10 protein-coding genes are annotated in these 14,629 nt (G+C 30.3%); 2 read left to right on the top strand and 8 right to left on the bottom strand.

What is annotated here, in order from left to right:
• Nucleotides 1-26: 26 nt before the first annotated feature.
• Genes B5X81_RS02620 through B5X81_RS02610 form a run of 3 tightly spaced genes read right to left on the bottom strand, consistent with a single transcriptional unit; the run spans nucleotide 27 to nucleotide 7,220 of the window.
• Nucleotides 27-1,076 carry a flavodoxin family protein gene (locus B5X81_RS02620; RefSeq protein WP_079489145.1) on the bottom strand — a complete coding sequence of 350 codons (1,050 nt, stop codon included), beginning with the start codon at nucleotides 1,074-1,076 and terminating at the stop codon, nucleotides 27-29.
• Complete coding sequence (locus B5X81_RS02615; protein WP_079489143.1) at nucleotides 1,073-2,317, bottom strand: Rossmann-fold NAD(P)-binding domain-containing protein; 1,245 nt, start codon at nucleotides 2,315-2,317, stop codon at nucleotides 1,073-1,075. The genes B5X81_RS02620 and B5X81_RS02615 overlap by 4 nt, the downstream gene beginning before the upstream one ends.
• A 13-nt stretch (nucleotides 2,318-2,330) precedes the next feature.
• The gene (locus B5X81_RS02610; RefSeq protein WP_079489142.1) at nucleotides 2,331-7,220 is read right to left on the bottom strand and encodes a nicotinate-nicotinamide nucleotide adenylyltransferase; all 4,890 of its coding nucleotides are present in this window, start codon (nucleotides 7,218-7,220) and stop codon (nucleotides 2,331-2,333) included.
• Nucleotides 7,221-7,494: 274 nt separating this feature from the next.
• On the opposite strand from B5X81_RS02610, the gene B5X81_RS02605 reads away from it, so the two are divergent.
• A complete protein-coding gene (locus tag B5X81_RS02605) occupies nucleotides 7,495-7,899 on the top strand; it encodes a hypothetical protein (protein WP_079489140.1) in 405 nt (134 codons plus the stop codon).
• 103 nt (nucleotides 7,900-8,002) lie between these two features.
• A complete protein-coding gene (locus tag B5X81_RS02600; RefSeq protein ID WP_079489139.1) occupies nucleotides 8,003-9,703 on the top strand; it encodes an ABC-ATPase domain-containing protein in 1,701 nt (566 codons plus the stop codon).
• A gap of 34 nt (nucleotides 9,704-9,737) precedes the next feature.
• Here B5X81_RS02600 and B5X81_RS02595 read toward each other — a convergent pair whose 3' ends face one another.
• From B5X81_RS02595 to galE, 5 genes are all read right to left on the bottom strand, one after another.
• Entirely contained in the window at nucleotides 9,738-9,992 is a 255-nt protein-coding gene (locus B5X81_RS02595; protein ID WP_079489137.1) for a hypothetical protein, read from the bottom strand.
• 799 nt (nucleotides 9,993-10,791) lie between these two features.
• The gene (locus B5X81_RS02590) at nucleotides 10,792-11,661 is read right to left on the bottom strand and encodes a YihY/virulence factor BrkB family protein (RefSeq protein ID WP_079489136.1); all 870 of its coding nucleotides are present in this window, start codon (nucleotides 11,659-11,661) and stop codon (nucleotides 10,792-10,794) included.
• A gap of 30 nt (nucleotides 11,662-11,691) precedes the next feature.
• A complete protein-coding gene (locus tag B5X81_RS02585; RefSeq protein ID WP_170917244.1) occupies nucleotides 11,692-12,426 on the bottom strand; it encodes an ABC transporter permease in 735 nt (244 codons plus the stop codon).
• Nucleotides 12,419-13,339, bottom strand: a complete 921-nt coding sequence (locus B5X81_RS02580) for an ABC transporter ATP-binding protein (RefSeq protein WP_079489133.1) — start codon at nucleotides 13,337-13,339, stop codon at nucleotides 12,419-12,421. Before B5X81_RS02580 ends, B5X81_RS02585 begins: the two co-directional genes overlap by 8 nt.
• Nucleotides 13,340-13,489: 150 nt before the next feature.
• Complete coding sequence (gene galE, locus B5X81_RS02575; protein WP_079489131.1) at nucleotides 13,490-14,476, bottom strand: UDP-glucose 4-epimerase GalE; 987 nt, start codon at nucleotides 14,474-14,476, stop codon at nucleotides 13,490-13,492.
• Nucleotides 14,477-14,629 lie beyond the last annotated feature (153 nt).

Below are 14,629 nucleotides of genomic sequence, written 5' to 3'. Positions count from 1 at the left end.
CAAATATACCAAATGTATTTAAAATGTCATGCCTTAATTTCCCCCATAATATTATTTGCAAATTCCCTAGCTTTTTCATCAATATCCTGTATATTCATTATTTCATCTGGATCATTTGCTATAGCCATAATAGAAAAATAAGGCGGTAATCTAAAGCTTTTATTAATATTCAAAGCGCCGATTAGCTGCTTGGAAACTGAATCGGAACCAGAATTTCCCGATACAATTATCCCAAACAATGTTTTCTTATAGAATTTTGTTCTTCTATAAAGAACCGTCAGCCTATTTATTACTGCCATAAGCTTGGCAGATACAGCATCATTATAATTGGGACATACCCATACAACGGCATCTGCTCTTTCAATTGCAGGCAGCAATTCTTTAGTAATCATCCCCCCATAGAAACATGATTTTTTCTCGCTGTAATGCATACATGTAGTATATAAACAGCCTTTACAATCTACTATTGTTCCATTTTCAACATGATATTCTTCTATTTCACAATTTTTTAAATGCTTTTTTGTCATCTTCCAAAGCTTTAAAGTATTTGAAGTTTCATGGGTACTTGCATGAAGTACTATAATCCTGGGATTTTTTATAATCTTAGGATTGTCATTAATAAAGTTTTTTCGTAGTTTTCTACATAATTTAATACATATATCATCAAGGGGTAAACTCAAATTTTTCTGCCATGTACGTAGATTTTTTAAATCCTCTATTGCTTCAACTATTGGATGTCCCGGAAAACGACAACCCATTTGATTTGTTTTAAAAATTATATCCTGAGCAGCACTCTTAGTAAATAATTCATTTGAACTATTTATTATTATAACCCCATTAGAACCTCTAAGGGCTTCCCTACCTCTTTGTGAGAGCTTAGTCAATATTTCAAATAATGGTATATTATATCCGATATCACTTAACTGAACTGCAAATATTATTTTTTTATTTCTAAGATCGGGAATATTATAAGAATCTTTAATTATATCAATATCTAATCCTTCTGTGGCTGCATCAGTCATTTTAGAAAGCCTGTCAGATATTTCCCCGGGCATAATTAAATATATCTTATTCATATTATTCTCTCCAATTTCCTATAGGTCTCTTGTAAACGAAGAAGCAATTCATTTGGAATATCTAATATTTCTATCTCAACACCGGATTCAATAAATCTATTTTTAGCTCCCATAAAAACTCCTCCCATATATGTGGCACTATAATGCCACTGTCCTCTAATAGTTGCTAAAAGCGATAGGCTCCCAGAGGATAGTGCTGGAGCAATATAGGGCTTAAAACCCGTTTCTCTAACCTGTAAATTTGCTTCTTTGGCTTTTTTTGTCAAATATATTGATTTATCTTCATTATAGTTTTCTATACTGTCTGCTATCACAAGACCTATGCCATGGGGCCCATATGCTCTACCTTCATTTAAATAATGGGCTGTATCTTTAGCTAAACCTGCATAATAGGCCGCTCTGGCATGCATAACTCCAAGGCCATAGCCTCTTATTTGCTCCGGTGCTAAACCTTTATAGTCAATTTTTCCATTTTCATTGGTGTTACTATCTATAAAAACAGACTTACATAATAGATCCACAGGATCAGATACAACTGCGAATATTCCTTTAAATCCACATTTTCTCGCCATATTTGCATAGGCTGAAAGCAGCTTTGAATTCCCTTCAAACTGAATCATCCTTACATCCTTAACCCTCTCTCCTACTGGTGGAACACCTACACTTGCACAAAACACAAACATATCGCAATCAAATAGCTCTTCTGAAGCAATGCCTTTAACTTTAGGATAAGATTTTCCATCAAAGGCTGAAAGTATTTGATTGGCTTCAAGAATCCATCTTTTTTTCTTGTTTTCTGTTCTATCGTATATTCCAATTTCAGAAATACAATCTCCACCCAACAATCTAAGTCCTGTTATTAGAGTGCCGCCAACATCTCCCAATCCAAAAACATTCACTTTCCATTTCTTTGGAAGGGTATTATTTATAGCATTTTTCCAATTTGGGTAGTTTGTATTTATTCCAGTAACTTTTTTATTATTTATTCTATCTATTACCCATTTGGGTAAATTATACTCTTCTAAATCCTTCTTATATATTAAATTGAGCCCTTCTTCCTTAAGAAATAATAATAAAGGATCAGATACACAAAATCTCCTTCTTGATTTCAAAGGATCTACCTTTTTCAAATAATAAATAATTTCTTTGTTCTCCCTTGCTGTATTTTCACTTATTTCCTCTAAATCATCATATTTGATATTTGAAAGCAATATCTTATCATCCAGCATGTAAAAAAACATTTTTTCATCTCCTTTATTCCTTGCATATTGTATATTCAAGCCGCTCTAAAGAAGTCAAATCGTTTTTCAAATAGTGGGATGGACTGCGTTTTAAATCATACTTCATATTTTCTCCATGGTCAGGGCATCTTGGTGAAATAAATACTTCTCCCAAATTAGCCAGAGTCAAACTTCTTTCATTTATTTTCTCATATTCCGATTCAAGAACTGTTAGTATTTCTATTGAGTTTTCTATGCTGACCTTTGATAGATTATATATTGCCCTATTAGATGTCCCTTTAATAAATGTAGGTGATGTATATGGAAGTATTAAATTGATTGAAGGAACTAAATTTCTTTTTGGATAAAAGCCTCTCCAGAGAGTATCTCCTCCTATAAATGGATACATGAGGCTCTCATTAAACCAAACCTTTAGCTTTGGAATAAAATAAGCAAAATCCACTTCTCTATTTTGAATATCCATAAGCTCCTTGCCTCTACCTGAAAGTATACCAGCAAAAATCTTTCTAACTTCTACATTTACTTTCTTAAGTACTGGATCAAGGGTCTTTATTCTATATCCTTTATGGAGCAAATCGTCTACCAGTATTAAAGGCTTATTAAAGGAACGAATCATTTTCACTTGATTTTCTAAGTTCATATAATAGGGATAAGCCCCTATTTCATAATCTTTAACATTAGGCCAGAAGTATTTTTCAGTATGCATAGACTTTGTCACAGTATTTGGTATTATATAACCCTTTAGAATCTGGCCAAAGGGAACACACATAGCCTGACCTAATTTTCTTGGAGTAACAGGTGTAGTAGGAACTCCATTTTCATCACAAATTTTCTTAATGAGATTTTCGAAAACCATTTGTTTATCTATAGCCAATACAAGGTTTCCAGGATAAAGATTAACAATAGCTTTTTGAAGTCTTTTTCTACAGCGTTTTATAGCCTCCATTACATTTAAATTGCTTACAAAGGGTTCTTTTATAAAGGTCTCAACACCTAAGTATAATGTACATGGAGCCGTCATATCCACAGTAAATACAGGTTTATTTTCATCACAGCCCGGTACTAGCCTAAATCCCTGTAATTCCAAATATTCATGTAAATCGTCACATAAGTAACCTTCTACTACATTTCTAAAAATTCCATAGGTATAGTCCTTTGCAAGACAGAAAGCAAGACTTTCAGTAAGTATAATTTGATTTAGATTAGGAATATCTAAATCTTTATCTGCAAATATTCCATCAATTACTATCATTCTTCCTATATAATTTTCACGAATATATTCAGATACATTATTGTTTTGAAATTCCTCAAATAGCATATTTGAACGTATCCAATGGAAAATCGAAAAGCCTAATATCTTCCCATTGTTTTTTATATCTCTCAAAATCATTATTCTAGTTGAAAGCTTTTTCAATGTATTTTTTAATATATCATAGGCTTTTTCATTATATTTTATTAAAAAACTGGTAAGTTCATTCAATAAAGCCTCTGAAATATCATATATAACCTCTATTGAAATAGATTTTGTTTGAATAAGGGTCTTATATTGGGGCTCCCTTCTATATAGGCCATTTTCATAGATATATTTTTGTGCAAGGGGATCAACTAAACTGGATATATCTCTGTTTTGATCTATATAATTTCTAATTTGAGTTGAACTTATATCTTCGTATTGGGGCTTTAGACTTAGTCTCAATACATTTCCCTTTATTTTTTTAATAATTTTATCAAGAGCTAAATCATCATTTTCTGAGGAATATAGGCTTCTCCTATCAAATATGATATGGGAAAATGAAGTGATAGAAGTTCCACTCTCCTTTTTATAAGCCGAAGCATTTAAAACAACATCACTTCCAGTAACAACATGAACATCGCAGGGAGAAAAAACATTTCTTAATCTTTCAAGATCATTACTATTAGCGATATTTATTTGAATATCATCGGGAAATAAATATATTCCTAACTCATCTGCAATAGACATTCTAATTATATTCCTTCTGATTAAATTAGGTTGAATTCTCTTTGACCATGAAAATTCATCAATAGCCAAATAAACTTCAAAGCCTAAATTTCTTATTTCCTTAGCAATCTCCTTATGACTCAATGAAAAGGGGTCAAAGCTTCCTGGAAAAAACGCTATCTTTTTTGGTTGTTGAATTTTAATAGGACCATTATAAAATTTGTAATCAGATATAAATCTATAGATATGATTCAATCCGGCTGAATTTGTTAAAAAATATAATTCCTTAGATTCTTCAGAATTTCCTAAAAGAGTAAGAATCTTTTTTGCAGCAAGTCTGAATATATTCTTCTTCTCTTCTAAGCTCAGCTCCTTTGATCCAAAAACATCTATCCCTATAACCTTAAATGCCACTTGTCTAACCTGAAGATTATTATTAACAAGTCCATTCAATAGTATTCCCAGCATCTTACTAAATCTATTTCTGTAAAATTTTTGAGATTCAGTGCAAAAATCCCTATACTTAGGATAGTTTACTATCACTATACCTATAGTTTCCAGCAAAAGCGATATGACCGCAGTACTGGATTGTCTTATTTTTTCAATAAAATCCGTTATTAGTTCATCTAATTCAATGGGAGCTAAGTAAAGTATAAGTTTTCCAAGATATTTTGGTATATATTTTGTAAATTGATGCCCTTCTATTTCTAAAGATCTTAACAATTCAACCAAAATATCATTTCTCTGATCAAAGGGCAAATTGGGAACTATTTTTATTAAAGCTTCTCCTGCTCTATTTCTCACACTTTCACTGGCACTGACCTTTAAAAGATTACAAAAATGCATTGCCGTATGTATTCCCGTATTCTCCAAATTATCCAAGGTATTCTCCATTATAAGCTCTATCTGATATTTCTTTGTTACCCAATCGGTTGCTGTCTTAAGATTGCTTAAAAACATACTTGATATCTTTTCTTCATCTAATCTGCAAAACTCTTTATATTTACTAATTGTACCATTATCCAACTCAAGAATATTGGCAATCTTTAATCTCAAAAAATTCTCAACTGCAAATTGTGAGTATTCACTATTTAAACAAAACTCTTTTTTGATATGCTTTAAAACATTGGAATCTCTATTAAACTTAGGTATTAAATTATATATTGTTTCAAGGGCTAATAATCTTAAAAGATTATTTTCTCCATAAACATTATTTCTTATATATTCCACTAATATTTCTATTTCTTTTTCTTCACACTGATGGATAGGAATATGTTTTGCTATATTAAGGGTATTTAACTTGTATTCATTGCTTTTATCTTGACTGTTTTTATAATATCTCAACAATACTTTTATAAAATCCTTGATTTGATAATCAGGAGAGTTTGAAAAAAGAGATAAAACCATTACCTTTGCACTTTTCCCTATCCACATTTGATGCTTTGGTATAATCTGCCTGCTGGGAAATAAAAACAGGTCTAAATAGTCCTGGAACAGTTCATAGGAAGCATATTCAGCTGTTTCAAGCTTCACATCATCCGGAACTTCCTTCTTATATGTTTCGTCAAATGTGGCAATCAGTGACCCTATAATTTCTGCACACTGGATTCTAATATCGTCTTCAGGATGAATTAATTGTTCATATAAAAATCTTATGGTAATTAGTTTTTGTTTTTGGGTAAGATATGTTGAATACTCTTGAAAGCCATTTAAATAGCCCCTAAGATTATTTGAATCATCTTCACTTCTTACTATTTCTATTATGGAGTTTAATGAAAACTCATCCCTTAGCTTATACATTAAATTTATGTTATGATTTACTGAAAGATATTTAATATTTTCAATTATCTCTTTTCCCTGCATTAAGGAGTAATACTTTTTCTTTAATACTTTTTCTTCCGGATTCTTTTTTCCTGGAGTAACATCTAAATCTATACCTAAATCAAGCATATAATCTTCGAAGTCTTTAAGCTTTGCATATACCCTTGAATATCTATCTTCCTTGGCTTTATCTACATTATCTAACTTTTCCAATATTACGTTAAAGGATTCTTCTAGACTATAGATATGCATTTCTTCATCCTTTTTCTTAACACGAAAATCGCAATATATTAATACTAGATTCTCCAAGGATAAATTTTCAACCTCTAAATCCCAAGTTGAATGATTAATAGCAATATTTCTTATATATACAATATTATGCTTTTTAAACCATTCACCGGTGTAATAATAATGAAGATATGGAACTCTTTCTGATTCCGATTCCTTACAGCCAAACTTTCCTATATCATGTCCTGCAGCAGAACCGGAAACTCGCCCCAAATCTATTGGTAAACCTGAACTTTTCAATTGTCTTCCTATGAAAAGTGCCAGATAATGTACCCCACATATATGCTGCAAGGAACTGTATCCCATAATCTCCTCATTTAGCTTCATCATTTCGTATATATATTCATCTTGAAAGGCCCTTTTAAATGTTCTATATTCTTCAATACTTTCAAGCTCATTTTCTTCTTCTAAAGTTAAAAAATCAAGGGGATAACTATTTTCCCAGCTATAGTCATCGGAAACCTTATGAATCTCTAATACAATCCTTAGAATCTCCAAATATATGATACAAGCATTATCCAGGTGTTTATAAAGTTTTATAGTCACCGCATCGGGAAAGGATTTATTTAGAGCATACTGATAGATATAAAAAAGCCAATCCTCTGGAACTTTAGTTTTTACTGTCTTTTCCATTATATCTTTACATAATGATAAAACTGCTTTACATGAATAATTTTTATTTACAACTATTGCATCAATCTTATTTATAAAACTATCTAAATTTATATATTCCTTAATAAAATCTGATGATAATGCAGTTTCATTTAATAAGTCAGGGGCTAAAAGTTTATCTGATATTTTCCTATATAATTCTTCAATTAGAGAACTCGCCATTTTATACCTCCTTGTTTTATGTAAGAGCCTTTAAATTTAGGAAACTTCATATAGATGTTTAATTTACGACCGTGACCACTGAGAATCCTTTTAGATCATGTAATAATATATCCCGTAAATTTCTAGTCTTATTATACCATGTTTTAATTATTATTAAGTTATTTCCATTATCTTTATTTTACATTAAATGTAACTTTTTTATATTCTAAACATATTATGATATTGTATACGTTTTACTATTCTTTAGGATATTAATTTTAAGGGAGGTTTAAAATTGGATAATATCTATTATGATAACTATATGTATTATTGTGAACAGGAAGCAGAAAAAATGTATCCCGAAATATATTACAAGCTATCGCCATATGTAAAAAGAAAATGTGAGGAATATGACAACGAATATAATCAGATGATGAACCCTTTCCCAAATAGAGAACTGATAAATAGAATGGCAGAAGAAATAGAAGAAGAGTATAATAATGATTATGAAGATTTGAAAAAACTTGGAGAAAATAATAATCTTACAAGACAAAGAAGGGGTTTTGGAAGGGATTTAATTACTATACTACTGCTTGGAGAATTGTTGGGTAGGAGACGAAGAAGAGGTAGAAGACGTAGAAGACGTAGAAGGCCATTTGGCTATGGCGGCTATGGTGGCTATGGTTCTCCATTCTATTAATAACAAAAATCAAAGCCTCTAATTTACATAGGGGCTTTGATTTTTGTTATAATAGTATATATAATTGTTCCATATTCAAAGATATTTAGGAGGAATTTTAATTTTGAAAACACAAGATAACTTACAAAATTTACTTTTCCGAATCGATGGAAAAGGTTATAAAGCTTATAAAGATATAAAGGGAAAATACAAATTTAAAAATTATACTTTATCTATTGATTCAGTTCAGGGTGACCCCTTCGCAGCACCTTCTAAGGGAAGAATAATAGTATCACAGGAAGCTTCTAAGTTCCCAGAGGATTTATTTAACAAGCCCTATAAAAATATTGCTGTATGTGATTTTATAACAAGACTTTTTTCAAATAATATATGGAAATATTATAGTAAAGTTAAAGGCTCAGGAAAAAGTGGACTGTTGACTATAGACAAGCCTGGACAAGAAATCCTTCCTAGAACTTCTTCAGTTATAGATGAAACTCACTTAGAAATTAGATTTGAAGTAGGTCTACCCGCTGCAGGAAGAAAGGTTCTTGGAAAAGAAGCTGCAAAAATATTTTTTGATGCATTACCTAAAATAGCAGAAAACACTTTATTTTATAAAAATATAAATACAGATAATTTGAAAAGTCATGTGAATTTATCCATAGATCAGCACTATCTAAGAAATGAACTTAAGAAAAAAAAATTAGTGGCATTTATTTCCAATGACTCTATTTTGCCAAGGGAAAGCGGAATCTCCGATAAGCCTCTTGTCAAGGAAGCTATAACCTTTAAAAGCCCTAAAAGCTTAGAGGTTGAATTTAATTTGCCAAACAAAGGAATAATTAAAGGAATGGGAATACCTAAGGGTATTACACTGATCGTCGGAGGAGGATATCACGGTAAATCCACTATTTTGAGAGCTCTTGAAAGAAGTGTTTACAATCATATTAAAGGTGATGGTCGTGAATTTGTAATTACTACAGAAAATGCTGTAAAAATAAGGGCAGAGGATGGTCGTCGAGTTGAAAATGTAAATATATCTCCATTCATAAAAAACCTTCCCAACGGTCAGAATACTGAAAATTTTTCTACTGAAAATGCCAGCGGTAGTACTTCTCAAGCTGCCAATATTATTGAAGCCCTTGAATTGGGCACTGATCTTCTTCTAATTGATGAAGACACCTGTGCAACAAACTTTATGATTAGAGATAAGAAAATGCAAAAACTTGTTGAAAAAAATAAAGAGCCAATAACACCCTTTATAAATAGGGTAAGATATCTGTACGAAGGTTTGGATGTATCAACTATTATGGTGGCTGGAAGCTCTGGTGAATATTTTGATGTGGCAGATAATATTATAATGATGGATGAATACATTCCATATGATGTTACTGATAAAGCAAAATCTATAGTTGAAGATACGAGTTTCAATATAGATTCTGAAACTTATAGTATTAATACTAACTCAAGGATTCTTCTAAGCTCTAGCTTTCCAAGAACCTATAAAGGCATAAAGGTAAAGGCCAAGGGCCTACATACAATCGTTTATAATAAAACCAGTTTAGATCTGAAATATCTGGAGCAACTGGTAGATAGCAGTCAAACTAATTGTATTGCTGTAATAATACAATATATAGCTGAAAATTTTACTTCCAACAAATTATCTATTTCTGATATTATAAATCGTATATATAAAACCATTGAAAATAAGGGTTTAGATAGTATTTCTACCTTTTCTGGTCATCCGGGAAACCTTGCATTACCTAGGAAGCATGAAGTAATTGCTGCTTTAAACAGATTTAGATTGTTAAATACAAGATAAGAAGATGGAATTTTCTCCATCTTCTTATTACTTCTTATCTCATATAGTCATAAATATAATACTCGTTCAGTAAACGATCTCTATCTTCCAGTAATTTTTTTACTCTTTGCTCGTACTCAATTTTTTTTCTTATGGAATCTTTCATCTTTTCCTCATCTTTTTTGATAGAAATATTTATATTAAAATTACCTATACTCACGGCCTTACTAACTAAAGACATCTTGGTTCCCTCCTTTAAATATTCATTACTATCTTTATTAATTTTTTCTATGGATACATATTGGTTCATTGCATTATATCCTCCCTATTCTTTCTATTCCAAATAGTTTAATTATGTGATTTAAAAATATATTTTAAGATTTTATTATATCTCCTCTTATCATCATTTATACCACCTCCATGATTAATGCTCCTTCTAGTTTCAACTAACTAATTCTTAATCACCATCATATTTATAAACCTCCTTATGAACAAATTATCTATATAATCACCTTATAAAATAAAGGTGTTAACAACTTATTGTCGTAAATTTGCAAGTTTTACTATATTTCAAAAGGGCTAAATAGAACACAAAAAACCATAGGTAATAATACCTATGGTATAGTTTAAATAACACTATATTGATATATGAGATTACATTGTATTTTATTCCAAATTTTATAAAATTATGTAAAAATTTAAATAAACATAAAAATCCCATATTTTTATTAGATTTCTGCATACCAAATATATTGCAATACAAAAACCACAGGCATGTTATACACAACCTATGGCTTTAATAATTTATTCTCAAAATAAAAAATCCAATATTAATTAGTCTATACTATAAACCCTTTGGAGGCATAGATCGTGTATGGTAAATATTTAATTTTTCGACTCTTGATAATTAAAAAATCTGTATATAATGCTTTGCCCTCATTTAGTAAAGATATATTGTTAAATACCATTTCTACACAACCTCCTTTTTAAAATTTTTTATTTATATATTTTTTATTTTAGTTCATGATTATTATATACTATACTGGGAAAAATTACAACTCAATTTCCGTTTTGTAACATAATGGTAATATTTATCTTTTTTAAAATAGTCAAAAGTCTTCTTGTGTAGTATAATCTTCTTTTCCGTTTAAAACTTTATACATACTATACAATGAATTAATTTCTCCTCCTATGATCAAAATAACTCCACTTAGATACAGCCATATCATCAAGACTATTATGGCTGTCAAACTTCCATAAACTATAGTATAGTTTCTAAAATTATTTACAAAATATGAAAATCCAATTGAAATAATTACCCATCCAAAAATCGCAAAAATAGTTCCTGGAATTATTTCTTTAAATCTCAATCTTTTATTTGGTGCTGCTAAGTATAATATACCTAACATTAAAAATAGTATAAATATTATAATTATCCATCTTAAATAATACCAAAGTTTAATCATTAGTTCTGTTAATCCAATAAATTTAGATATCCATAATAAGAAATCCATTCCCATATTAGGTATTGTTAAAGCTAAAACTATTGAAAAGGCCACTAAAACCGTGAAAAGCATAGCTAAAATTCGCTTTTTTAAAAAGCCTCTTGTTTCTTGAACCTCATATGCATTATTCAATCCACTTATCAATGCATTAATGCCTCTAGAAGATGACCAGATTGTTGCTAAAAATGAAATTGATAATACATTTATACTTCTGGTAGGGAGAAGATCTTTTACATAATTATTTATAATCACTATAGCTTCTTTAGGAGCTATCTTAGTCAGAATATTAAAAGTTCCCTCCATGGATATAGAAAAAAGACTCAAAATTGATATTAGAAAAATTAGAAATGGAAAAAGAGACAGTAACAAGAAATATGCCAGTTGGGCTCCAAAGGCAGATACATTTTGGTATTTGAATCTATTCATTGTTTCTTGTGTCATAGATTTAAAAATACTTTTCTTAGTTGTGTTCATAAATTGTCCTCCAAAATTTAATAAAAAATACTACCCTTCTACATCTGCCCTGTTAAAATATACTATACATGCAGTCAAAGAAGTTATAAAGGTTAGTATCATTAAGGTTATAGAATATAATCTTGAATAATTAAATTCTTCTTGATACCTTGCAAGGAGATAGATTAATGACCATGGAAATAATTCTCCATATTTGGTATTTGTCAAAATTAAACTTGTTATAGTAACAAATATGCTGAATCCGACCGAAGGAATATAGCTTTTAAATACTAAAGTTATAAATACAGTTACCGGCATTAAAATAAAGTGTAATACCCCGGTCAAAAGATAAATTTTTAAATATTTTATTATAATTTCTTTATCAAATTGAATAAATAATCCCATATAATTTAGGAAAATAGATAGGCAAAAGTTAAATAACACAAGAAAAATAATCCACCCAAATAATATTATCATTTTATTAATAATAAGTTCTGCTCTTCCAGTAGGAATAGTTAGCATATTTCCTAAGGTGCCTTCTTGATATTCTCTATTAAAAATATATGCAGCTATAAGTCCAAATATCATGGTTGATATTAAAACCGTAAAGAAGACATAGCATTGTTCAAAATATCTTTCCATACTAATCGCTGAAGGTTTATTTGTTTTTAAGCTTAAGAATATTACATAATTTAAGACAGGAGCAATTGCCACCCCTAGCATACTAAACCATATAATGGGTGAGCGTTTCAGCTTTAATATTTCTACATTTAAAGTCCTAAACAATACTATCACCACCAGTTAGTTTAATAAAGTAATCTTCAAGATTATCCTCACTTAATCCTAATTTTATTACATCAATATCATTTTCTACAAGGATTTTATTAACTTTACTAATCATATCATAGTGAGAATATATTCTAATTGTGTTTTCTTCATGAACTTCATAATCATAAACTTCCAAATTCTTTTCTAGTAACATACAAGCTTTTGCATCATTGGAAACTTGTACCTCAATATACCTTCTGTTTTTCTTTCTCAAATCTTCAAAGGATATTTCTTCAAGAAGCTTTCCATTATGAATTATCCCTATTGTACTGGCAAGCTGCTGAATTTCACTCAAAATATGACTAGATATAAATATAGTAATTTTCCTTTTTTCAGCCAATGCTCTTATTAATCTACGGGTTTCTTTTATGCCTATTGGATCTAAGCCATTAGTAGGTTCATCAAAAATAAGAAGCTCAGGATTATGGACAATAGCCCTTGCAATTCCTAGTCGTCTTTTCATTCCTAAAGAATATTTTTTGACCAGTTTATTTCTTTCATCCCACATGCCCACTATAGATAAAGCTTCTTCTATTGCATTCATATTTTGAACTCCTAAAAGCCTAGTATTTATTTCTAAATTTTCTAATCCAGTAAGATTTGAATAGAAGCCAGAAAACTCTGCTGCAAATCCTACTCGCTCTAAAGCATCTCTTCGTCTATCTTTAAAATTATTACCAAACATCTCAATTTCTCCAGATGTAGGTTTTATAATGCCAAGAAGCATTTTTATAGTAGTTGTTTTTCCTGCTCCATTTCTACCTAAAAAGCCATATATTTCACCTTTTCTAACAGTCAGATTAATATTGTCCACTGCCTTTAATTTGCCATAGTATTTAGTTAAATTTTTAGTCCTAATAATTGCATTCACGGAGCTATCCTCCCTTTGATCTCTAATACTTATTTACTATATCCCTTAGTAATATTTTAATTCACAAAATTTACATTAAAGTTAATAAATTCTTACAAAACTCTTAAAAGCAGTCTTTTTATTAAGATTTTATCAATAAGATTTTATATTTTAAAAATCAAATCCATTGGGATTTTTTTGATGCCATATCCATGCACTTCTAATAATATCATCTATATTAGTAAACTTGGGCTTCCATCCTAACTCTTTTTTAGCTTTTACATATGAAGCAATAAGTCTTGCTGGATCTCCTGCTCGTCTACTAGCAACCTTTGCAGGAATTGGATGTCCAGTTACTCTTCTTGCTGCTTCAATCACTTCTTTAACTGAAAACCCTTCTCCATTACCTAAATTATATATTGAGCTCTCACTGTCATTTCTCAATTTTTCTAAAGCTAATATATGGGCATATGCTAAATCCCCCACATGTATATAATCCCTTATACATGTTCCATCCCGGGTATCATAATCATCTCCAAATATAAAAATATGGTTCCTTCTGTTTAATGGAACTTGTAAAATCAATGGTATCAAATGGGTTTCAGGATTGTGATCTTCGCCTATCAATCCACTTTCATGGGCCCCTGCCACATTGAAATATCTTAAGGAAATATATTTTATATTATATGCTCTATCTGCCCATTTAAACATTCTCTCCACAGCCAGCTTCGTTTCTCCATAGGGATTTGTCGGTTCTGTTTTGTCCCCTTCTAATATAGGAATATTTTCTGGCTCTCCATATACTGCAGCAGTCGATGAAAAAACTATCCTTCTTACATCATATTTTTTCATGGTTTCAAGCAAAACCTGGGTCCCATAGATATTATTTTCATAATATTTAAGGGGCTCATCCATACTCTCACCTACTAATGAGTTGGCTGCAAAATGGATTACTCCCTCCACTTCGTTTTCTGTGAATACATTATCTAAAAATTTCTTATCTCGTATATCTCCATTGTAAAATTTTGCATCCCGATGAATTGCTCCTTTATGTCCCGTTTGTAAGTTATCTACTATAGCAACTTTTTCTCCTTTATCAATGAGTTCAAATACCGTATGGCTACCTATATAACCTGCGCCGCCACAAACTAAAAGCATTCTATCACCTCATAATAATCTCTTAAGGATACATGAAAAGTAATGATATTAATAATCCTCCCCTTTCAATATATTAATAAGCGATTCATTTGTTTACAAAATGAATGATGAAATTAAAGGTCGAAACAACATATGGGCTTAAAGCTAAACTTT

The sequence above is a fragment of the Maledivibacter halophilus genome, from assembly GCF_900167445.1.
GTDB lineage: Bacteria > Bacillota > Clostridia > Peptostreptococcales > Caminicellaceae > Maledivibacter > Maledivibacter halophilus.
The sequence above is the reverse complement of the archived record's forward strand: the minus strand, read 5'-3'. Positions and strand labels throughout refer to the sequence as shown.

Excerpts from the sequence above, each read along its gene's own strand:
- B5X81_RS02620 (WP_079489145.1), bottom strand. The coding sequence starts at position 1,076 with ATGAATAAGATATATTTAATTATGCCCGGGGAAATATCTGACAGGCTT.
- B5X81_RS02615 (WP_079489143.1), bottom strand. The coding sequence starts at position 2,317 with ATGTTTTTTTACATGCTGGATGATAAGATATTGCTTTCAAATATCAAA.
- B5X81_RS02610 (WP_079489142.1), bottom strand. The coding sequence starts at position 7,220 with ATGGCGAGTTCTCTAATTGAAGAATTATATAGGAAAATATCAGATAAA.
- B5X81_RS02595 (WP_079489137.1), bottom strand. The coding sequence starts at position 9,992 with ATGAACCAATATGTATCCATAGAAAAAATTAATAAAGATAGTAATGAA.
- B5X81_RS02590 (WP_079489136.1), bottom strand. The coding sequence starts at position 11,661 with ATGAACACAACTAAGAAAAGTATTTTTAAATCTATGACACAAGAAACA.
- galE (WP_079489131.1), bottom strand. The coding sequence starts at position 14,476 with ATGCTTTTAGTTTGTGGCGGCGCAGGTTATATAGGTAGCCATACGGTA.